The organism is Streptomyces sp. NPDC002690, from assembly GCF_053592415.1.
Map to the genome: position 1 here is coordinate 1 of NZ_JBSFVR010000101.1, position 22,170 is coordinate 22,170.

General features: G+C 72.6%; 14 protein-coding genes and 1 pseudogene. 1 reads left to right on the top strand and 14 read right to left on the bottom strand.

From position 1 onward, the window contains the following. The 5 genes and pseudogenes from ACWD3D_RS15400 to ACWD3D_RS15420 all read right to left on the bottom strand — a co-directional run. Positions 1 to 2,012 (bottom strand): annotated as a pseudogene (locus ACWD3D_RS15400) (type I polyketide synthase); the annotation flags it as partial. Then, positions 2,009 to 3,313 carry a methylaspartate mutase gene (locus ACWD3D_RS15405; RefSeq protein ID WP_451461370.1) on the bottom strand — a complete coding sequence of 435 codons (1,305 nt, stop codon included), beginning with the start codon at positions 3,311 to 3,313 and terminating at the stop codon, positions 2,009 to 2,011. The gene ACWD3D_RS15405 and the pseudogene ACWD3D_RS15400, both read right to left, overlap by 4 nt. Beyond that, positions 3,310 to 3,921 (bottom strand): cobalamin B12-binding domain-containing protein, encoded by a 612-nt coding sequence (locus tag ACWD3D_RS15410; RefSeq protein ID WP_451461371.1) that lies wholly within the window; start codon positions 3,919 to 3,921, stop codon positions 3,310 to 3,312. Before ACWD3D_RS15410 ends, ACWD3D_RS15405 begins: the two co-directional genes overlap by 4 nt. After that, positions 3,918 to 5,420 (bottom strand): class I adenylate-forming enzyme family protein, encoded by a 1,503-nt coding sequence (locus ACWD3D_RS15415; RefSeq protein WP_451461382.1) that lies wholly within the window; start codon positions 5,418 to 5,420, stop codon positions 3,918 to 3,920. The genes ACWD3D_RS15410 and ACWD3D_RS15415 overlap by 4 nt, the downstream gene beginning before the upstream one ends. A 163-nt stretch (positions 5,421 to 5,583) precedes the next feature. After that, positions 5,584 to 7,149, bottom strand: coding sequence for an AMP-binding protein (locus tag ACWD3D_RS15420; RefSeq protein WP_451461372.1), 1,566 nt, complete (start codon positions 7,147 to 7,149; stop codon positions 5,584 to 5,586). 122 nt (positions 7,150 to 7,271) lie between these two features. Here ACWD3D_RS15420 and ACWD3D_RS15425 point away from each other — a divergent pair, with 122 nt between their 5' ends. After that, the gene (locus tag ACWD3D_RS15425) at positions 7,272 to 7,520 is read left to right on the top strand and encodes an acyl carrier protein (protein WP_451461373.1); all 249 of its coding nucleotides are present in this window, start codon (positions 7,272 to 7,274) and stop codon (positions 7,518 to 7,520) included. A gap of 190 nt (positions 7,521 to 7,710) precedes the next feature. On the opposite strand, the gene ACWD3D_RS15430 is transcribed toward ACWD3D_RS15425, so the two are convergent. The 9 genes from ACWD3D_RS15430 to ACWD3D_RS15470 all read right to left on the bottom strand — a co-directional run bounded on the left by ACWD3D_RS15430 (position 7,711) and on the right by ACWD3D_RS15470 (position 22,165). Continuing rightward, a complete protein-coding gene (locus ACWD3D_RS15430; RefSeq protein WP_451461374.1) occupies positions 7,711 to 8,646 on the bottom strand; it encodes an ACP S-malonyltransferase in 936 nt (311 codons plus the stop codon). Between the two features lie 5 nt (positions 8,647 to 8,651). Then, a complete protein-coding gene (locus ACWD3D_RS15435; protein ID WP_451461375.1) occupies positions 8,652 to 9,566 on the bottom strand; it encodes a proline iminopeptidase-family hydrolase in 915 nt (304 codons plus the stop codon). Continuing rightward, entirely contained in the window at positions 9,563 to 10,366 is an 804-nt protein-coding gene (locus ACWD3D_RS15440; RefSeq protein ID WP_451461376.1) for a thioesterase II family protein, read from the bottom strand. The genes ACWD3D_RS15435 and ACWD3D_RS15440 overlap by 4 nt, the downstream gene beginning before the upstream one ends. Further along, complete coding sequence (locus tag ACWD3D_RS15445) at positions 10,363 to 11,160, bottom strand: thioesterase II family protein (protein WP_451461377.1); 798 nt, start codon at positions 11,158 to 11,160, stop codon at positions 10,363 to 10,365. The genes ACWD3D_RS15440 and ACWD3D_RS15445 overlap by 4 nt, the downstream gene beginning before the upstream one ends. Beyond that, positions 11,157 to 12,209 (bottom strand): hypothetical protein, encoded by a 1,053-nt coding sequence (locus ACWD3D_RS15450; protein ID WP_451461378.1) that lies wholly within the window; start codon positions 12,207 to 12,209, stop codon positions 11,157 to 11,159. Before ACWD3D_RS15450 ends, ACWD3D_RS15445 begins: the two co-directional genes overlap by 4 nt. Before the next feature lie 2 nt (positions 12,210 to 12,211). Then, the gene (locus ACWD3D_RS15455; protein ID WP_451461379.1) at positions 12,212 to 13,717 is read right to left on the bottom strand and encodes an AMP-binding protein; all 1,506 of its coding nucleotides are present in this window, start codon (positions 13,715 to 13,717) and stop codon (positions 12,212 to 12,214) included. A 3-nt stretch (positions 13,718 to 13,720) separates the two neighbouring features. Then, positions 13,721 to 14,422: an FMN-binding negative transcriptional regulator gene (locus tag ACWD3D_RS15460; protein ID WP_451461380.1), complete on the bottom strand. Its 702-nt coding sequence runs from the start codon at positions 14,420 to 14,422 to the stop codon at positions 13,721 to 13,723. Next, complete coding sequence (locus ACWD3D_RS15465; RefSeq protein WP_451461381.1) at positions 14,422 to 15,735, bottom strand: lysine N(6)-hydroxylase/L-ornithine N(5)-oxygenase family protein; 1,314 nt, start codon at positions 15,733 to 15,735, stop codon at positions 14,422 to 14,424. The genes ACWD3D_RS15460 and ACWD3D_RS15465 overlap by 1 nt, the downstream gene beginning before the upstream one ends. A 658-nt stretch (positions 15,736 to 16,393) precedes the next feature. Beyond that, positions 16,394 to 22,165, bottom strand: a complete 5,772-nt coding sequence (locus ACWD3D_RS15470) for an amino acid adenylation domain-containing protein (RefSeq protein WP_451461383.1) — start codon at positions 22,163 to 22,165, stop codon at positions 16,394 to 16,396. Positions 22,166 to 22,170 lie beyond the last annotated feature (5 nt).

Sequence of the window (22,170 nt, forward strand, 5' to 3'; positions counted from 1 at the left end):
GCCTGCATGGCGGTGGCGCGCGCCGCGACCAGCCGGGCCGCGTCCGCCAGGTCGATCGCCCCGGCGAGGTGGACGGCCGCGAACTCGCCGATGGAGTGGCCGGCGACCGCGGCCGGCGTCACGCCGAAGGACTCCAGCAGCCGGCCCAGCGCGGTCTGCACCACGAACAGCGCGGGCTGGGTGAAGACGGTCTCGTTCAGCCCCTCGCCGGTGGCGATCACCTCGGCCAGGGAGCTGGGCAGCAGCCCGTCGAAGGCGGCGCAGGCCAGGTCGCGCGCCTCCGCGAACACCGGGTACGCGGCGGCCAGGCGTTCGCCCATGCCGGCGTGCTGCGAGCCCTGCCCGGAGAACACCAGGGCGAGCCGGGACGACGCCGCGGCCCGGCCGGTGGCCACGCCGGGCGCGGCGGCCCCCTCGGCGAGCGCGTCCAGCCCGGCCAGCAGCTCCTCGGCCGAGGACCCGGTCACCACCGCGCGGTGCTCGAACACCGAACGCGAGGAGGCCAGTTCGCGGGCCGCGGCGGCCACCGGGAGCTCCGGCCGTTCGCGCAGGTACGCCGCCAGGGCGCGCGCCTGCCCGGGCAGGGCGGCGGCGGAGCGGGCGGAGACCGTCCAGGAGACCGGGACCCGCAAAGCCTCCTCGGCCGCGGTCGCTTCTGCCGCGGGCGGCTCCTCCACCAGCACGTGCGCGTTCGTGCCGCTGATCCCGAAGGACGATACGGCGAAGCGGCGCACCCGCTCGCCGCGCGGCCACGGCACCGCTTCGGTCAGCAGCCGGACGCCGCCGGCGGACCAGTCCACCTCGGCGGAGGGCCGGTCGGCGTACAGCGACCTCGGCAGCGTCCCGCGCCGCAGCGCCTCCACCATCTTGATCACGCCGGCCACACCCGCCGCGGCCTGGGTGTGCCCGATGTTCGACTTCACCGAGCCCAGCCACAGCGGGCGCTCCGGGTCCCGGTGACGGCCGTAGGAGGCCAGAAGAGCCTGTGCCTCGATCGGGTCGCCGAGCTTGGTGCCGGTGCCGTGGCCCTCCACCGCGTCGACGTCGCCGGGCGTCAGGCCCGCGTCCGCCAGCGCCGCGGCGATCACCCGCCGCTGCGCCGGGCCGTTGGGCGCGGTGATCCCGGCGGACGCGCCGTCCTGGTTCACCGCCGAGCCGCGGATCACCGCGAGCACCCGGCGGCCGTTGCGCACCGCGTCCGACAGCCGCTCCAGCACCAGCACCCCGGCGCCCTCGGAGCAGCCGACACCGTCGGCCTCCGAGCTGAAGGCCTTGCACCGGCCGTCGGAGGACAACCCACGCTGCCCGCTGAAGTACACGAACATGTCCGGCTCGGTCATCACGGTCACGCCGCCGGCCAGCGCCAGCGAGCAGTCACCGCGGCGCAGTGCCTGCGCGGCCAGGTGCATCGCCACCAGCGAGGACGAGCAGGCCGTGTCGATCGAGACGGCCGGACCCTCCAGGCCCAGCGTGTAGGACACCCGGCCGGAGAGCAGGCTGCCGTCGCTGCTGCCCGGACCGTAGTCGTGGTACATCACGCCCGCGTAGACGCCGGTGCTGCTGCCGCGCAGCGACGCCGGCACGATCCGGGCCCGTTCCAGCGCCTCCCAGGAGGTTTCCAGCAGCAGGCGCTGCTGCGGGTCCATGCCGAGCGCCTCGCGGGGGGCGATCCCGAAGAAACCGGCGTCGAAGTCCGCCGCGTCGTACAGGAAGCCGCCCTCGCACGAGTACGTCTTCCCGGGTGTGCCGCGGACCGGCGAGTACAGCGCGTCCCGGTCCCAGCCGCGGTCGACGGGGAACTCGGCGATGGCGTCGACGCCGCCGTCGGCCAGGTCCGCCAGGCCCTCCGGCGTGGTCACCCCGCCGGGGTAGCGGCAGGCCATGCCGACGATCGCCACCGGCTCGGAGGCCGCGGCGGTCAGGCGCTCGTTCTCCCGGCGCAGCAACTCGTTGTCCAGCACCGACTGGCGCAGGGCCCGGACGAGCTTGTCGGTGGCAGCGGTCTCGGTCATCGGATACCTCCGTGGATACCGTCGGCTCCGGCCGGGAGTACGGATCGGGCCGGCGAGCGAGCCAGCGCTTCCCTGTCGAAGCGCCGTTGCACGTAGGAGAGGGCCTCCATCAGGCCCCCGGCTGTCAGCGCGCCGCCGTCCGGCCGCTGTTCGACGACCCCGGCCAGTGGCAGCGAGCCGAGCGCGGACCAGACCAGCCGGCCCTCGCCGTCCAGGCCCGCGCGGGCGCGGCCGGCGTTGTCGGGGTGCAGGCAGAACGGGATGTCCAGCAGTCCGCGGCGGAACGCCGACAGGAGGGCGTCGCCGAGGTCGGACGCGCCGTCGAGGACCGCGTCGATCAGGGTGAGCGCCTCCAGGTAGGTCTGGCCGCCGTCGCCGGGCTCAGGGCCCGGGGCCGCGGACGCGGCGGTGCGGGCGGCCAGTTCGAGGGCCTCGATGTTCTCGGCGACCGTCGGCAGGCGCAACGACTCGGCCACCGTCTTGACGATCAGCCGCTCGCTGCCGGTCCGCACCGCAAGCAGCGCGGCGTCAGCCAGCAGGCCGCGGGCGCCGTCCGGGGTCCCGGGGTAGACGCCCATGTAGGCGTAGACGACCACGTGCCAGTCGATGTCCGGCAGCAGCTCCGCGCAGAACCGGCGCAGCGCCCGGACCGCCTCGGCGTCCTGGTCGGCGTTGGTCTGCTGGGCGTAGCTCACCGAGATCGAACGCAGCCCGCGCGAACGGAAGAACAGCGCTTCCAGGACGCTGACGGCGACCAGCATGCTCGGCGGGCACAACTGACCCATCAGGCAGCCGCCGAAGGTCTCCAGGTGGGGTTCGAAGCCCGCGTGGGCGGTGGCTGCCAGCTCCTCGCAGGCCACCGACCATTCCCGGACCGACTCCGCCAGCGAAGTCCGGCCGTACGGCAGGCAGTACGAGACCGGGCCGCCCTCGGTGGCGTGGAAACCGCCGCGGATCATCCTGCGGAAGATCGCCAGCGGGCGTGGGGAGCCGTGCCGCACCTGGATCGGGAAGTCCGCGTCGGCCAAGCCGTCGACCACCTCGCGGGTCGTCTCGATGCTGTGGCTCAGCAGCGGGTAGCCGTTCAGCAGGTTGCCCTCGCGCAGGGCGCGGCCGGCGGACTCCAGGTCGCCGAGGCGGGTGTAGCTGTCCAGCGTCAGGGTCCCCACGGTGGTGGCCGCCGCGCCCTTCACCGCCAGCAGGCCCGCGCGCATCGCCGCGGCCTCGCCGAAGCCCATCCGCGGCTGCACCACCAGCTCCCCGGCTGCCCGTCGGGCCCGGACGAAGGCGCCGAGGCTCACGCCGGAACCACCGGGATCCCCGGCCCCGCCGACACGGCCGGTACCGCCGACACGGCGTGACGCGTCGGGCCGGCGGCGTCGGTCAGGACGGCGCCGGTCGCCGACGCGGCGGACCCCGCCGGGAGGGCGGTCTCGGCGGGGCCGTCCGAGAGGGAGGCGATCAGGGTGAGGAAGTCCTCGGTTCCGCCGGTGTCGTCGTACACGGCGTCGAAGCCCGCGGCCAGCAGTTCCTGGGCGCGCTCGGTGCGGCCGACTGCGGAGACTCCGAGCTTGCCCCCGATCACCACCGGCACCCGGGCGTTCTCGGGGCGGGCCCGCAGCGCTGTGATGGCCCGCAGCCCGTCCTGGTGGCCGTGCCCGTTGACGCTGCTGATCACCACCAGCGCGGGGCGCAGCTCGGCGCACCGGTCCACCAGCAGTCCGAGAGGGACGGCTGGTCCGAGGTTCAGTACCCGGAACCCGTGCTCCTCGATCAGCAGTTGCAGGAACACCAGGTTCCAGGTGTGCGCGTCGGACGGCAGGGTGCTGACGATGGCCAGCGGCGCCCCCGGACCGGGCGGGCCGACGAGGCCGCCGGCGGTGACGACCGTCGGTTCCGCGCCGGTCATGAGCGGCGGGGTACGGCGAAGGCCGCGTCGAGCAGTTCCGCGAGGGCCTTCGTCGCGTTCTTGCCGTGCGCGGTGAGCGGGAACTCCCGCACCACGTGGCACTTGGCGGGGACCTTGAGCGGCTCCAGTCGCTGCGCCAGCTCGCGGAGCACCACGTGGGGTGCCAGGTCGGACTCCACGCAGATGGCGAGGTCGCGCTCGTCGGTCGGCGGCACGACGCCGGCAGCGCGCACTCCCGGGATGTCCATCGCGGCGGCCTCGATCTCCAGGGTGCTCATCCGGATGCCCTTGCGCTTGAACATGTCGTCGCGCCGGCCCTGGAAGTACAGGTAGCCGTCCTCGTCGAGGCGGCCGCGGTCGCCGGTGTGCAGGCGCAGGCCGCCGGTGGCCGGGTCGGGGCGGAAGGTCAGCGCGCTGATCTCCGGCTTGCGCCAGTAGCCGGGCATGACGTGCGGGCCGACCGCGACGATCTCGCCGGTCTCGCCGGTCGGCACCGGCCTGCCGTCGGGGTCGAGGATCAGTACCCCGGTGCCGCGGATCGGCCGGCCGCAGGAGTCCGGGCGCTGGTGCTCCTCCTCCGGCGGCATGACCGAGACGCGCTTGCACTCGGTCTGCCCGTACTGGCGGACCACGGCCGCACCGGGAAACGCCTCGCGCAGTTTGTCGGCGGTCGAAGGCGGCAGCGCCGCACCGGTGTTGGTGAACATCCGGACCCGGTTGGCCGGTGCGGCGGCGTCACGGGACTCGCGCGCGGCCAGCGTGACGATCATGGTGGCGAAGGAGGGCACGATCGGCACGACCGTCGCCCCGACCTCGCGGATACGGCGCAGCAGCGTCAGGTCCGACTCGTCGCCGGCCAGCACGATCTCGCAGCCGGCGGCGGCGCACATCAGGACCTTGTACAGGCCGTAGTCCCAGGAGACGGGGAACCGGCAGAGGATCACGTCGTCGGCCCGGTAGCCGAGTTCTGCGACCAGTGCCCGGACGGCGAAGACCACCTGCGCGTGCGGTTCGATCACGCCCTTCGGCACCGAAGTGCTGCCCGAGGTGTAGACCAGGAAGGCGAGGTCCTGCGCGGTGGCGCCGGCGTACTCGAAGGACGCGCCCTCGGCGTGCAGCTTCTCGATCTCGGCCCAGGCGTCCTCGCGGTCGGCGCCGGTCAGCACCAGCTCGGGCTCGGCGCTCTCCACCACTGCGTGCAGCTGGTAGGGCTTGGTGTCGGGGTTGATCGGCACCAGCACGGCGCCGGCCCGGCTGACGCCGTACAGCATCGCGGCCAGGCGCCGGTCGGTCGGCCACTGCACCAGGACCCGGTCTCCGGGCTCGACGCCCCGGCCGTGCAGCCAGGCGGCCACGGCACGGCTGTGGTCGGCGGTCTCCCGGAACGTCCACACGCCGTCCGCGTCGCGCACCGAAGGAGCGTCGGGGCGCCCGGCCGCGGCGTCGTCCAGCAGCGTGTGGACGAGACCGCCACGCGGGGAGGGTTCGTAACTGTCCATGGTCACCTCTCGCACCGCGCGCTCCTCAGGGTCGGTGAGGAAGCTAGCGGGCGCGCCGGGATCGGCGGCACCCCTAGACCCCTACGTGCTCCCCGCCCGCGCACCGGGCGTATCCGGGCCGGGGGGTGGATGTTCGTCGCTGGTCGTACCGGATCGCCGGCCCTCATGAGTGGTTCGCGCGAACCGCGAGCGCCTTGCGGTCGATCTTGCGGTTGCTGTTCAGCGGAAGTTCGTCCAGGCGGTGGAAGCGCCTGGGCACCGCGCCGTCCGGGAGGATCCGGCGGAGTCGGCGGACCAGGTCGGCGGTGGAGACGCCGGTGGTGGTGTGGAAGGCCACGAGGACGGTGCCGCCCGGCCCTTCGGCGGCGACCGCCACCGCGTCCGGCAGCCCAGCCTCGCGCAGGGCATGTTCGACCTCGGCGAGTTCGATCCGCCAGCCCGCCACCTGGACCTGGGAGTCGAGCCGTCCCAGGTAGGCGAGCGCTCCTCCCGGCAGGGCCCGTACCCGGTCGCCGGTGCGGTAGCAGCGGGTGCCGTGCCGGTCGGAGAACCGTCCGGGCTCGTCGGCGGGGTCGAGATAGCCGCGGGCCAGCTGGGGCCCCGCGATGCACAGTTCACCCTCGGTCACCGTACCGTCGTCCAGCCCCTCGGCGAGCAGGAAGTGCTCGTGCCCGGCGTGCACCTCGCCGATGGGCACAATGCCGTTGACCGCCAGCGCCTCCGTCGCCGCCCCCTGCCACCGGTACGCGGCGATGGTGACGGTCAGTTCGGTGGGCCCGTACAGGTTCTCGACGGTGGAGGCCGGTGCCGCCGTCTGCCAGTCGTGGGCGTCGCGGCAGCGGAAGGCCTCACCGGCGAAGAAGCTCCAGCGCAGGCCGGGCAGCACGCCCGGGGTCAGGCCGCCCAACCGCCGGACCAGGTCGATCGCGCTGGGCGTGGAGAACCAGACGGTGACGCCCTTGTCCCGCAGGAAGCCCGGCAGGTCCCGGTAGGCGGTCGGCGGGATCGCGACGGCGGTCGCGCCGGCGCCCCAGGCGCAGAACAGGTCGAACAGCGCGCAGTCGAAGTTGAGGTCGAAGGCCTGCGAGAAGACGTCCTGCGGGGTGAAGTCGTAACGGGCGTCGAGCAGGCCGAAGTAGTGCTCGGTGTTGCCGTGGGTGATCACCACGCCCTTGGGTCGCCCGGTGGAGCCGGAGGTGAACAGGACGAACGCGGTGTCCTGGGACCGGACGTCGCGCGGCGCGTCCAGGGGGGTGCCCGGTGGCAGTGCGGGAAACGGCGTCGAGTCGTCGAGCCCGCCGTCGGGGGCGAGCACCGGGAGGGCCGCTGTCCCGGGGCCGCAGGCTTCGGCGAGCGCGGCGAGCGACTTGGCCCCTTCCCGGTCGACGAGGAGCGCGCTCACCCCGGCGGCGGCGATCATCTGGGCGGTGCGGGCCGCGGGGAAGTCCGGGCGCAGCGGGACGACGGCCGCGCCGGCGGCGAGCGCCGCCAGAATCCCGCAGTACCCGGTGGCGCTCTTGCCGACCAGCACGCCGACCGCGCCCTGCCGCGCACCGGCCCGCGTCGTCGCCAGCGCGCCGCCCCATCGCAGGGCGAGTTCGTGCGCCTGCGCGTAGCTGACCGTCCGGTCCGCGGCGCGGACCGCCTCTCCGTCACCGCGGGCCGCGAGTCCGCGCAGGAACCGGGCGTACAGTCCGTGCGGCGCGGGCCGGGTCGTCGGGTCGGTCATGGGGGTCCTCCGGTCAGTTCGGCCGGCTGCCGCCGGGCGGGTAGGGGGCGGCGGCCACGGGCCGGGGCGGATAACGTCCGGACGAACGTCACAACACCCCTTTTCACGAACCCGGAGCAGCCATGTGGGATGACTTCGAGAAGACGGTCCGGCCGTTTCTGCCCTACCTGCCCGACGACGAGCCGCTGGAGGCCGACGCCGAACTGCGCGATCTCGGGCTGGACTCGCTGGCCACGGTGGAGCTGCTCTCGGTGCTGGAGGACCGGTTCCAGGTCCGCTTCCGCGACGACGCCCTGAGCCTGGAGAACTTCCGCACGCCGGCCGTACTCCTGAAGACGCTGTCCTCGGCGCTGGAGCAGGCCGCGTCCTGAACCTGCGGTCCAGTGCCGCGCCGGCCAAGGTTTGCCCCGTCGCGACGCCCGGTACGCACGCTCGCCGCATCGGCCGGAAGCCCGAGTACGTCCGGTACGACAACGCGGCGAGCGTGCGTGCCGGGCGCCGCCGGACAGGCGGGACTTTCACAACACGCTTTAGCCCCGCCCCCGGCATCGGAGGCGGGGCTCAGCCCTTGCGGCGGGGCCGCAGGGCCAGTCGTGGGTCGACGGGAAGCACCTCGAAGGCGTTCTTGGTGGCCGGGACCCGGCCGAACAGGCTGTCCGGTCCGAACACGCCGACTTTCCCGATGCCCATTTCGCGCAACGCGTCCACGGCCTGCGGCCAGTGCACCGCCCGCACGATGCCGTCCAGCAGCATGGTCCGGATGCCGTCGCCGCCGCGCAGCACCGTCCCGTCGTGGTCGTCCACGACGGGGAACGCGGGGTCGGCGAACTCCAGTCGGCCGAGGACCCGTTCCTCGGCGAGGTCGCGCAGGCCGGCGAAGGCCATGGAGTGCATGGGCGGCCGCATGCTGTACAGCGACAGGCCGCCGAAGCCGCGGATCTTCTTCTCCAGCCATTCGAGGTTGTGCTCGCGCAGCGAGAGCATGTAGAGGTCCTGGTCGATGTGGCAGGAGACCTCGCTCCACTCCCCGAGGACGTCCAGCTCCCCTTGTATTTCGGTGATTTGCTCACCATCAATACGGGCGAAGGAGTGCGTGACCACGTCCTGGCACTCGGTGGCGAAGAACTCGTCCATGCAGTGCGAGAGTTCCGCGGTCATCCAGACCGCGTCCTCGAAGGGCAGCGAGCCGCAGAACGCGGCCAGCGGCTTTCCGCCGAAGCTGGGTCCGACGCCGGCGGTCACCTCGAGGCCGAGCTCGGCGACGGCCCATTCGGCGAGCGCCACGCAGGTGAGCATGAACGCCACCTGGGCGTCCTCGCTGTAGTCGTCCTCGGCGCTCTCCAGGCCGTCCAGCACGGAGTGACCGAGCCTGCGGTCCGCCTCGGCCAGCCGGCGGCGCGCCACCGGGTTGACGATCAGGAACCGGGCCAGGTCCGCGTACTTGACCGGGTTCATGCCGGGGAACAGCGCGGCGGTGTCGGTGTGCTGGGGGTCCATGCGGGTCATCCCTTCTCGACGGCGAGCAGGAACTCGGCGAGCACGCGGAAGAAATTCGCCGGTTCCTCCAGGTGGGGCAGGTGACTCGACTCCTCGAAAATCACCTGGCGGGCGCCCGGGACGAGCTCGTGGAACGGCCGCACGACCTCCTCGGTCGCCTCGTCGTGCCGGCCGGACAGCACCAGCGTCGGCACGTTGATCCGCGGCAGCAGGTGTTCGACCGTCACGTCCCGCAGCGAGCCGACGACGTGGAACTCGCTGGGGCCGTTCATCGCGTGGTACACGGTGGGGTCGTTGACGATCTCCATGAACGAGGCGTGGTAGTCCCGCGGCCACGGGTCGAGCCGGCACACGTGCTTGCGGTAGAACACCCGCATGGCGTCGGTGTACTCGGAGGTGCCGGTGGTCCCCGCCCTCTCGTGGGCCCGCAGCACGGCGTCGACCCCGGCGGGCAGCGCGGCCCGCAGCAACTCCATCTCGGAGCGCCAGGTGACGTACGAGGCGGGGGCGTTGGCGAGGATCAGTCCACGCAGGCCGACGGGCCGCCTGGAGGCGTACCGGGCGGCGAGCAGGCCGCCCCAGGACTGCCCGTACAGGATGTGGTTCCCGGCGACGCCGAGGCCGGTCAGCAGGTTGTCGAGCTCGTCGAGGAACAGCTCCGGCGTCCAGAACTCGGCGGGTGCGTCCGGCAGGTGGGTGGAGCCGCCGTTGCCGAGCTGGTCGTAGTGGACGACCGGCCAGCCGCCGACCGCCATGGAGCCGAGGTTGCGCAGGTAGTCGTGGGTGCTGCCGGGGCCGCCGTGCACCACCACGAGCGCCGGGCGGCCGGCACCGGGCGTGCCGGAGATCTGGTACCAGGTCTCGTGGTCACCGAACGGGAGCCGCCCCTTGACCACGGGGATCTTCTGGCGATTCGTCATCTCAGATGGTCCTGACCGGAGTTCGCCGATGCGAGTCGGGCGCCGATGTCCAGCACCAGGTCCATCTCGTGGCGTTCCAGGTAGAAGTGCCCGCCGGAGAACAGGCGGTGCTCGAAGGCCGCGCCGGTGGCCGCCGACCAGGACAGCAGTTCCTCGATCGGCACCTCGGGGTCGGAGGTCCCGCCGTAGGCCGTCATCGGGACGGGCAGCACCCGCGCCGGGTCGGGCCGGTAGTCGGCGACGAGCTTGAAGTCGGCCCGCAGCGCGGGCAGCAGCAGGTCGCACAGGTCGGGGTCGGCGAAGACCTCCGGCCGGCTCTGGCCCAGCTTCACGACCTCCGCGATCAGCTCCTCGTCGGTCGCGGGGGCGATCGGGGACGCTTCGACGAGCGCCCGCGGCGACTGCCGTGCCGAGACGAACAGCCGGCGGACGTCGGCGCCGGGCACCTCGTTCAGCCGCAGCGCGACCTCGTGCGCCACCGACGCGCCCATGCTGTGTCCGAACAGCGCAAGCGGCCGGTCGGTCAGCGGCAGCAGCGCCGCGACCAGCGCGGCGACCAGCTGGTCCATCCGCTCCACGGAGCGCTCCCGCAGCCGGCTCTCGCGGCCCGGGTAGCAGGCGGCCAGCACGTCGATGTCGGCCGGCAGCCGCAGTGGCCAGGTACGGAAGGCGCTGGCCGCTCCCCCGGCATGCGGGAAACAGACCAGCCGCAGCCGCGGGTTGCGTACCTGCCGGTAGGGGCGCAGCCAGGTCTCGTCGACGCTTCCGGTGACCCGCCGGCCGGTCATGACGTCGTTCACGCCGCCCACCCCGCGACGGTGGCAGCCCGCAGTTCCTCGGTGACGATCCCGACCACCGCCGGTGCCTTGGCCTCCAGGTAGAAGTGGCCGCCGTCGAAGAAGTGGGCGGCGCCCCCGGCCGTGGTGTGCCCGTGCCAGGCGCGGGCCTCCTCCATCGTCACTCGCAGGTCGTCGGTGGCGGCGAGCACGGCGATCGGCGCGGTGATCCGCGCGTTCGCGGCCTGGCGGTAGGTCTCGATGGCCTTGTAGTCGTTGCGCATCGCGGGGAGCAGCATCGCCAGCAGTTCCGGTTCGGACAGCACCCGGGAGTCGGTGCCGCCCATGCTGCGCAGTTCCTCGACGACGCCCTCGTCGCCGCGCAGGTGGACGCCGTCGTCGCGGACCCGGCTGGGGGCGCGACAGCCGGACGCGAAGAGCACCGCGGGGCCGGGGCGACCGCTGTCCTGGAGCCGCAGGGCCACCTCGAACGCGACGATCGCTCCCATGCTGTGGCCGAAGAACGCCGTCGGCCCGTCGGGCTCGCCGGTACGTTCCTCGCGCGCGCCGCGTTCGGCCTCGAACTCGGCGGCGATCCGGTCGGCCAGCTCCGTGATGCTCGCGACCAGTGGTTCGGCCCGTCTGTCCTGGCGTCCCGGGTACTGCACGGCCACCAGGTCGAACTCCGGCGCCATCATCGCCGACATCGGGTGGAAGTACGTGGCTGCGCCACCCGCGTGGGGGAAGCAGTACAGGGTGGTGCGGGCGCCGGGTGCCGGGTGGTAGCGCCGGAACCACAGGTCCTGCGATGACGTCATGTGCGTGCCTTTCCGGATAGGGCGCGAGACGCCGCGACGGCGTCCGCGATCGCGCGCGCCAGCTCGCCCGGATCGGTCTGTGGGACGGGCGGGGCGTCCGGCCGGTCCGGTACGAGCGACACCAGGCAGCCGACCGCGGCGGCGAGGTCGGACGCCGACAGCCGCCGCAGCCCGGACTCGCACGCGGCGAGCAGCAAGCCGGGGGTGGCGAGGTTGTTGCTGAGGTTGTGTTCCAGGGCGTGCAGGTAGGTGGCGCCCAGGGCGTCCGCGTCCTCGAACCGGACCTCGATGTCCGGGTAGGACAGCGGGACGATGATCGCCTTCGGGTTCATGCCGGCCAGCTCGTCGGCGGCGACCGGCGCCCCGGACAGGCCGAGCAGCAGGTCGGCGCCCCACAGCGCGGCGGCCAGCGGGCCGCGCATGCCTTCGGGGTTGGTGAGCTCGGCCAGCGCGGTCTTCTCCGCGTTCATGCCGGGGCGCCCGCGGTACAGCAGGCCGCGGGAGTCCACCACCCGGAGCTCGCCGAGGCCGAGGTGGTGCAGCAGCCGGGTGGTGGCCGAGCCGGCGGCGCCGGCGCCGGCGACCACGGCGCACAGGTCGTCGGGGGTGCGTCCGCTGCGGGCTGCCGCGGTGTGCACCACGGCCGCGGCCATGACGGCGGTGCCGTGCTGGTCGTCGTGCAGCACCGGGCAGTCGAGCGTGTCGGCCGCGAGCCGTTGGATCTCGAAGCAGTGCGGCGCGGCGAAGTCGACCAGCAGGACCGCGTCGTAGCTGGGCCGCAGCAGCTCCAGCAGGCGGACGGCTTCGGCGGGACCGGTCGGGACGGAGGTCAGCGGGACGGCGCGCATGCCGGTGGCCCGCTCCAGCACCGCGCACTTGCGCGCCAGAACCGGGCGCACGGCCTCGGCCCCGAGCGCGCCGCGACTCAGCACGGACGAGCCGTCGCTGAACACCAGCACGGTGCGGGGCCGGGGCCGGCCGCGGTGGCCGGCCGCCAGGCTCAGCACCTCGCGCGTGACCTCGGCGAGCGATCCCCGATCGGCGGCCATCACTACTCCGCGAACAGCGGGCGCAGGTCGCTGCGTCGCATCTTCCCGGGGCCGGCCGGGAACTCGGCCACCACGCGGAGCTTGGACGGCGTCAGGTGCGGCGGCAACTGGACCCTGAGCTCGCGCAGCAGCCGGGCCTCGTCGGCGGCGCCCCGGGGACTGATCACGGCGACGCAGATCTGCTCGCCCAGGCTCTCGTCCGGCATGCCGCAGACCCTGGCCTGCTCGATGTCCGGGTGCTCCTCCACCAAGGACTCGACCACCGCCGGGACCACGGTCTCGCCGCCGCGCTTGATCGCCTCGGAGTCGCGGCCGAGCACGGCCACGGCGCCGTCGGCGCGTACCACGCCCAGGTCGCTGGTCTGGTACCACTCACCGGGTCCGACCGGGTCGTGGCCGAGGTAGCCGAGCATCACGTTCGGTCCGCGCACCCGGATCCGGCCGGATTCGCCGGGCGGGGTCGGGCGGCCGTCCTCGCCGAGGGTCTCGACCTCGACCCCGAGTTGCGGCGGCATCCAGCCGGGCTCGCCACCGGCGCCGTGCACCTGGGTGCAGACGTGGCCGGGGACCTCCGTGAGCGCGTACGCCTCGATCACCGGTGCGCCGAACGCCTGCTGCATCGCGGCCTTCTCGGCCGCCGGCAGCGCCTCGGAGGTGGACCGGATCACCCGCGGCCGGAAGTCCTCGAACCACTGCGGCCAGGACCGCTCGGCCACCAGCAGCGAGCGGTGCAGGGACGGCGCGGCGGAATACCAGGTGCTCTCGCGGCGCAGGCCCTCCTGGAGGAAGTCGAGGTCCTTGGAGTCGAGGATGACGAAGCCGCCGCCGCTGAACAGCGGCGCGAGCACCCCGGCGGTGATCCCGTGCCCGTGGTGCAGCGGCATCATCGACAGGCCGAGGTCGGCCGGCGTCAGGCCGAGCGAGCCGGCGATGAACCGGCCCGCGGCGACCAGGTTGCGGTGCGCCAGGCGCACCCACTTCGGGTCGCCTGTGGTGCCGGAGGTGCACAGCAACAGCGCGGGGTCCTCCGGCGAACGCACCGGGAGCGCCGCGGCTTCGCCGGGCTTCAGCGCCTCCAGGTCACTCACGTCGACGAGCACCGGCGCCTCGTCCTCGCACGGCACCGCCGTCACCAGGGCGGCGATCTCGAACGGGCCTTCGGGCAGCCCCGCGGCGTCGGCCGCCGCGAGCACCGCAGTGCCGTAGCAGGCGGCCGCGAGCAGCGCGACCACCGACGCGGCGTCCTGGCCGACCCGGACGGCGATCGTCGCGCCGGGCTCCACCCCGGCCGCGCGCAGCGTCGCGCAGACGGCCGCGACGGAGCCGAGCAGCCGCCCGGCGTCCAGCGGTTCGGCGCACAGGTCGTCGATCAGCGTCGCGGCGGTGTCGGGGGTGACGGCGGCGGCTGCGGCGGTGGCACCGCTGTCAGCGCCGCCGAGCGAGCGGAAATAGCCGTCCAGGGTGTCGTAAGGCACGTCGAGCACGGCGGGCAGGGTCGTCTCCCTCACGGCTCAGCCCCCCGGCGCCGAACCGCCGCCGGCGGCGAACTCCTCGGCCCACATCGCCTCGGCGACCTCGCGGGCGAACCCGGAGCCATCGGCGGCGAGGTGCTCGCGGATCTCGCGGCGGGTGGGCTCGGGCTGCTCCTGGCTGAGCTTGAACATCGCCTCGACCGAGGTGATGTGCACCCGGAAGGCCCGGACCCCGTGCTGGATCCGCCGGAAGTAGTCGAGCGAGTCGCTCATGTCCCAGCCGGTGCCCGCGACCTTCTCCAGCTCGCGGACGGTGGCGGTGACCACGTCGAAGACCGGTCGGCCCTCGGGCAGCGCCTCGATCCGGCCGCGCACGTGGACGGTGACGAAGTTCCAGGTCGGCGCGGCGGGCCGCTTCTGGTACGCGGTCGGGGAGATGAAGGCGTGCGGACCCTGGAAGACCACCAGGACCTCGCCGTCCGTCCCGGCCTCGATGGCGTCCCAGTGGTCGTTGACCCGGTTCATGTGGCCGAGCAGCGAACCGCCGACCAGGGTCGGGCCGGCCTCGTCGGAGGCCGCATCGGTCTCGGGGCTGTCGCCGAGCCGCTCGATGATCACCGGGGCGTGGGTCGCGAACGGCGTCCCGGCCCCGTTGCTGCACACCAGGGCCAACGGGTGGCAACGCACCGCCTCGACGACGTCGTTCGGGCGCCGCGCCGCGTAGATCGGAGGAACCAGCATCAGAGCGTCACCTTCCGGTCGATGTCGGACGCCGCGCGGGCGAGGCCCCGCACGAGAGAGTTCGCGATCTCTCCGTTGCGCACGGCGGTGTTGGACAGCAGCGACGCGGACAGGCCGTGCGAGTGCTCGGTGCCGCCCTGCAGGTAGATCCCGGCCTTCAGCTCGGGGTCGGTGACCAGGCGGTAGTCCCGCTCGACCCGCAGCCGGCCCCGCTCGTCGCGCAGGCACAGGCCGGCGGCCTCGCCGAGCAGCGTCGCCGGGTCCATCGGCGTGTAGCCGGTGGCGCAGACCAGCAGGTCCACGTCCAGCTGGTCCACCTCGCCGGTGCGCAACGACTCCACGGCCACCCGGGTACGCGGCCCGTGGTGCTCGACCGACAGCGCGCGGCTGAGGTTCAGGAACCGCAACCGGGGGCGGCGGACGACCTCGTCGGCGTAGTGGCGCGCGTACAGGTCACGGATCAACTCGTCGTCGACGACCGAGTAGTTGGTGTTCTTGTGGTAGTGCCAGACGGCGTCCTTCGCCTCCTGGGAGGAGAAGTAGAAGTCGTCCACGGTGTCGGGGTCGAAGACCTGGTTCGCCAGCGGCGTCGCATCGGCGATGCTGTAGCCGACCGGCGACAGGATCGCGTACACGTCGGCGTCCGGCAGGTTGTCGTACAGGTGGCGGACGACCTCGGCGGCGCTCTGACCGGCGCCGACGACCGCGACGCTGCGCAGCCGCTCCGGGTCCGCGCTCTGGAACCTGGTCAGGAACTCCGAGCTGTGCCATACGCCTTCGCCGCGTTCGAAGCCCTCGGGCATCTTGGGCACCAGGCCGGTGGAGACCACCACGTTCCGGGCCTGCACGACCCGGGTGGCACCGGCGGCGCCCTCGCGGACCTCCAGCCGAAGCGTGTCCAGGACGCCGTTCTCCGAGCGGACCGGCTGCACGGAGACGACCTCGGAGCTGTACGTCACGTACTTGGTGAACTGCGCCTCGACCCAATCGAGGTAGTCGTGGAACTCGCGGCGGCTCGGGAAGAACTCGGTGCGGTTCGCGAAGGCGGCCAGGCGTCCCGCCGAGTGCAGGTAGGACACGAAGCTGTAGGGAGAGTGCGGGTTCCGGAAGGTCACCAGGTCCTTCAGGAAGGAGATCTGCATGTTGGCTCCGGGCAGCAGCATGCCCCGGTGCCAGCCGAGTGCGGCCTGCTTCTCGAAGAAGGCCGCGTCCACCACGGGTCCGTCGGACGCCGTGCCGAGCTCGTCGAGAGCGATCGCGAGCGACAGATTGGAGGGGCCGAATCCTATTCCCGCCACATCATGCGTTTTCATTCCGTCGACTCGCATAGATCATGACTCCCGTCGTCAATTTCGAGCACAGTATTGAGCGGCTTGCGAAACGGTCAAGGATTGCGCGGGTGCGCACGCGACCAGCACCGGTCGCGGCCGGTGAACGGCGGTCACGGGAAAGGTGTCCAAGCGTGTTTCGAGAGGGGCGCCGTCCGACCGGAGGGCGGGTCAGGCGGCGTCGGGCAGTGCGTCGCAGGGCGGAAGAACATCCGCATACCGGATGTACGCGAATGTTCCGACAACGCGGCGAGGTGCCGTGACTGCCGTCGCACACCCGCCGGGAATTGCGGGACAACCCTCAGGGGTCACGGAATTCACCGCGACCCCGCACGGCCATTCACCCAAGGATTGTCCCGCAATTCGTGGTGGATCAGGGCGCGGCGTCAGATGCGGTGCGCCGCAAGGCGGAGGGGCGTCCGCATACTGGCTGTTTGCGGACGTTCCGACAACGCGGCGAGGTGCCGTGGCTGACGCCGCGCACCCGCCAGGAATTGCGGGACAACCCTCAGGAATTCGAAGATCTTGTCGCGATGAGCGCGACAGCATTCCGGGAGGGGCCGGACGGGCGGAAAGACGCTGTGCGGAATACGGACCGCGGCCGGCCCGCCTCCTTCGTCGTCCGCCCGTCCGGCTCACCGGCTCAGCCCTGGTCGGCGAGCATCGCGTTCATCGCCACGGCCATCACCTGCGTGTACTCCGGCATGTGCATGTCGTTGTGGGTGCAGGCGACCTCGTGCTCGGCGATGGCGCCGGTGATGTTGCCCTGCCACTTCTCCCGCCCCGGCATGTCGCCCGCGTCCCGGCCGAGCATCGCCGTGAACACCAGCGCGTCGCCGCCGAACACCGGGGAGGTGAAGGACTGCAGGTGCTCATGGTGCTCGGTGATGATCTCGGTGGCGATGTCGACCAGTTGCAGGTAGTCGTCACCGCCCCGCATGGCGCTGAAGTACCGCTCCATCTCCATCCGCATCAGCCGCTCGAAGTCGTCACGCTGGAAGGCGTCCGGCACGCCGTGACGCGGCGCGGCGTCCAGCAGCGCGAGCATCCCGACCGGTTTGCCGAGCGCCTCCAGCTTCGCGGCGACCGCGTGCGCGACGACGCCACCGAAGGAGTATCCGAGCAGGTGGTACGGGCCCTCCGGCTCGGTCCGCAGGATCTCCTGGAGATAGTCCTCGGCCATCTCGTCGATGGACCCGGGCAGCGGTGCCACACCGTCGAAGCCGCGGGCCTGGATGCCGTAGACCGGCCGGTCCACCAAGCTCGCCGACAGCCCTAGGTAGGCCCAGCTCAGACCGCCGCCGGGGTGCAGGCAGAACACCGGCTTGCGCTCGCCGTCGGACTTGATGGGCAGCACCACCGCGAACGGGTCCGCGGCCTCGGTCCCGGTGTCGGGGCGCAACCGGGCGGCCAGCTTCGCGACGGTCGGCGCCTCGAAGACGGCCCGCAGCGGCAGTTCCACGCCCAGGGCACCGCGGATCCGGCTGATCAGCCGGGTGGCGCGCAGCGAGTGGCCGCCGAGGGCGAAGAAGTCGTCGTCGACGCCGACCCGGTCCACGCCCAGCACCTCGGCGAAGACCGCGGCCAGCACCTCCTCCTCCAGCAAGCGCGGCGCGCGGTAGGCGTTGCCGGTCATCACGGGCGACGGTAGAGCCGCCTTGTCGAGCTTGCCGTTGGGAAGCAGCGGCATCCGGTCCATCACCACGAACGCGGTCGGCACCATGTAGTCCGGCAGCCGCTCGGCCATGAACTCGCGCAGGCCCGACAGGCGGTTCCCGGCGTCCGGGTCGCTGACGAACGCCGACAGGGCGCCGATCTCCTCGCCGGGCACGAAGACGTCCGCGAGCGGAAGTTCCGCACCCGGCCGCAGCAGCACCGCGTCGTACCGGCCCGGGAGCGCCGACCAGGTGAGCACCGCGCGGTAGCCGAGTTGCTCGGCCAGCCGCCGGCACGCGGCCGGGCCGAAAGCCTCCGGGTCGGCCTCCCGCCGCGCCACGTCGGCGGCCGGCCGGTAGCCGGCCGAGGCGTCCAGGCGGCGGACGATGTCGACCATCGGCCGGACCTCGGGCAGCGGGATGCCGGTCAGGCGCAGGCTGTCGGGGCATTGCTCGGACAGAATCCGACGCAGCACCTCGGGTGATCCGACTCCGTCGTAGGCCAGCGGCGTCACACCGGCCAGCGACCGAACCTCGGCCGGCTCCTTCCGCAGCACCACCTCGTAGCGGTAGCGGCTCAGCTCGTTGGCGGCCTCCATGTCCTTCAGCCGGATGTCCACCGCGCCGATCTCGGGCAGCAGTCGCGGCAGCGCCGTGAAGAACTCCGGCGCCAGCAGCAGCTCGCGCTCGGCCAGGATCTCCAGGCGTACCCGGTCGCGGAGTTGCTCGACCGTGGTGTCGGTGTCGGCGCGGGCCAGCTGGATCTCCGTGGCGAACTCGCGCAGCAGGTTGTTGTTGCGGATGTCGCCGAGGTAGATCGCGCCGCCCGGGGCCAGTGTCTTCAGCGCCTTGCCGATGACGTCGATCAGGTAGCCGGCGTTGGGGAAGTACTGCACGACGGAGTTCACCACGACGGTGTCGAAGTACCCCTGCGGCAGGTCGTCGATGTCGTCGGCGCGCCTGGTCTTGAGGGTGACCCGGTCGGCCAACGACGCGTCGAGGCGGGCTATCTGCGCGGTCAGCGACTCGATGGTGGCGCGGGAGAAGTCGACCGCCCAGTATTCGTCGACCTGTGGGACCACCGGTGCCATCAGCAGACCCGAGCCGACGCCGATCTCCAGCACCCTCGACGGCGCCAGGGACATGATGGTGTCGACCGCCGCGGCCCGCCATTGCCGCATCTCGGCCGGCTCGATCGGCGCTCCGGTGTAACTGCTGTGCCAGCCTTGGAAGTTCTCACCGAACTCCACGCCGTCCAGCGGGGCGGGAACCTCGTTGTCCTCGGCGATGTACGCCTCCTTGTTCGCATACAGGTCGTCGTACACCGCCTCCCACTGGTCGACCGACGCGGCCTCGGAGCCGTCCTGGCGGACCGGGGAGATGACCTTGTCCGGCACCAGGTAGCCGACCAGGTCCTTGGCGCCGGGCGTGGCGTCGGACTCGCGGGCGACGACCACCGCCTGGGCGACCGCCGGGTGCGCGGCCAGCACCGCCTCGACCTCGCCGGGCTCGATCCGGAAACCACGGATCTTCACCTGGTCGTCGCTGCGCCCGGCGAACACCAGGTCGCCGTCGGCGGTCCAGCGCACCCGGTCGCCGGTGCGGTACATCCGGCCGCCCGACGGGTCGAACGGGTCGGCGACGAACCGCGACGCCGTCAGGTCGGGGCGGCCCCGGTAGCCACGGCTGACGCCGGTTCCGGCGACGTACAGCTCGCCGACCACACCCGGCGGCACCGGTACCAGGCCCGGAGCGAGCACGTAGGCGCGGGTGTTGGGCAGCGGACCGCCGATCGGGACCGAGCCGCCGGCCAGCCAGTCGGCCGACGCCGCGTCCCGCACGACGTAGTAGGACGAGTCGACGGTGATCTCGGTCGGGCCGTAGGCGTTGACCACGGCAACGCCGGGGTGGTGCTTCTGGAACTCCTCGACGACCCGGGGCGACACCGCGTCGCCGCCGGTCACGATCCGCCGCAGCGCCTTCATGTAGTGCTTGTGGTTACGTCCGGCGAGCTCCTCCAGCAGGACCGGCACGGCGAAGGCCGCCGTGACCTGCTCGCCGTCGATGACCCGGACCAGGGCGTCGATGTCGCCGCTGTCGGACGGGCCGATGACCAGCGCGCCGCCGGCGATCAACGCCGGCCAGGTCTCGAAGGCCGAGGCGTCGAAGGCGATCGAGGACTGCAACAGGGTCCGGCCGCCGGGCTCCGGCCAGCCGTGCCGCGCCATGTCGAGCGCGTTGCGGTGGGTGATGGCCACGCCCTTGGGCGTACCGGTCGAGCCGGAGGTGTAGATGACGTACGCCAGGTGGTCGGGGCGTACCGTCCGCGCGGCCCGCAGCCGGCTGCTCTGCCCGGCGTCCGCCGGAGCGTGCTCGCGGTCCAGGAAGACCAGCGGAGCGCCGGTCCCGGGCAGCACCGCCGCCGTCTCACGGTCGGTCAGCACCACGGCAGGGGCGGCGTCGGAGAGGATGAACGCCACCCGCGGACCGGGGTACTGCGGATCGATCGGCAGGTAGGCTCCGCCGGCCTTGAGCACCGCGAGCAGCGCGACCACGTACTCCGCCGAGCGGCGGGTGGCGACGGCGACCACCCGGTCCGGGCCGACGCCGTGCGCGCGGAGTTCGGCGGCCAGGCCGTCGGCCAGCGCGTCGACCTCGGCGAAGGTCAGGGTCCGAGGGCCGTCGACCACCGCGGCGGCGTCGGGCGTGGTGGCTGCCACCGTCTCGAAGGCCTCGATCAGCGTGGTGTCCTGGACTTCGAGCTCCGTGTCGTTCCACTGCCCGAGGACCAGGTCCCGCTCGGCACGGGTGACCACCTCCACCGCGCCGACCGCCACGTGCGGGTCGGCGGTGATCTGCTCCAGCACGCGCAGGTAGCGCTCCCCGATCCGCTCGATCGCGTCCTCGTCGAACACGGCCAGCTGATACTGCAGGGACAGCCGCAGCGGGTCGGGCGCGGCCATCAGGGTCAGCGGGTAGTGCGTGCCGTCGACCGGGGTGGAGCGGCTGATGGTCAGCCCGGAGTCGCCGATCGGCTGGGTCAGGGCGTTGTGGTCGATCGGGTAGGACTCGAATCCGACGATGGTGTCGAACAGCGTCGGCAGGCCCACGTCCTTCTGGATGTCGACCAGGCCGTGGTGGTGGTGGTCCAGCAACGCGGCTTGGCGGTCCTGGAGCTCGGTGAGCACCTCGGCGAGCGTCGAACCGGAGTCCAGTCGGACCCGCACCGGCAGGGTGTTGATGAACAGGCCGATCATCTCGTCCACGCCCGGGACGACCGGGGGGCGGCCGGAGACCGTCATGCCGAACAGCACGTCCTCGCGCGCCGTCAGCCGGCCCAGCAGGATCGCCCAGGCACCCTGCACCACGGTGTTGACCGTGACGCCCAGGTCCGCGGCGCGGCGGATCAGGGCACGGGCGGCGTCCGCGGACAGACCGACCTGGAAGCGGCCCATACCGTGGTCGGTGTCGGCCTGCCGGGAGCGGGGCGCCAGCAGCGTGGGCTCGGTGACTCCGGCCAGCTCGTCGGTCCAGACCCGCACGGACAGCTCGCGGTCCTGCTTCGACAGCCACAGCAGGAAGTCCCGGTAGCCCGCCGGCTTCGGGAGCTGGGAGGCGTCGCCCTCGACCACGTACAGGCCCATCAGGTCCTGCATCAGCAGCGGTGTCGACCAGCCGTCGAACAGCAGGTGGTGCGCCATCAATACGAGTTCCGAGCGGCGGTCGGAGGTGCGGATCAGCTTCATCCGCACCAGTGGGGCCGCGGTCACGTCGAAGTGGTCACGCCGGTCCTCGGCCAGCAACTCCTCCAGGCGCGCGGGCCGCTCCGTCTCCGGCACCTCACGCAGATCCAGTTCCTGCCACGGCAGGTCGACCCGGCTCGGGACGATCTGGATCGGCGTGCCGTCGGTGGCGAAGGCGTACGACACCCGCAGGTTGGCGTGCCGGTCCAGCAGCGCCTGCCCCGCCCGCCGCATCCGCTCGGAGTCGAGCAGACCGTCGACGTGCATCACGAACTGCATCTGGTAGGGGTCCAGTTCGCGGCCGGAGAGCATCGCGTGGAAGAGCAGGCCCGCCTGCATCGGCGTCAGCGACCAGACGTCCTCGACGTTCGGGTGCCGGGCCTCCAGCACGCTGATCTCCAGCTGGGACAGCGGCACCATCGGCAGGTCGGACGGGGTCAGGCCGCCGGCGCCGGGGGCGGCGACGTGCCGGGCCAGGCCGGTCAGCGCCGCGGCCCACCGGTCGGCCAGGTCCTGCACGTCGGCACGGGTCAGCACCCCGGTGGGATAAGCGAAGCGCGCGCTCAGCGCCGGGCCCTGCGCGGAATCGGTGACGGCGGCGGTGATGTCCAGGGTGTGCGCCGCCGGCATGTCGGCGTCGAAGGCCGCGGTCACGTCCTGCACGGTGGTCACCGGCGTCCAGCCAAGGCCGCGGATCTCCTCCGGCAGCTCCGTCCCGGACAGCCGGCCCAGGTAGTTGAAGGCGATCTGGGCGGTCGGCAGGGCGGCCAGATCGGCGGAGGTCTCGGGGTTCAGGTAGCGCAGCAGGCCGTAGCCGACTCCCTTGTCCGGGACCGTGCGCAGCTGCTCCTTGACCAGCTTGACGGTACGGCCGGCCCAGCTGCCGCCCGCGATGGAGTCCTCGACATCCATGCCGGCCACGCTGATGCGCACCGGGTGGATCGTGGTGAACCAGCCGAGGGTGCGGGACAGGTCCGCGCCAGGAACGACGTCCTCCTCACGGCCGTGGCCCTCCAGGTTCA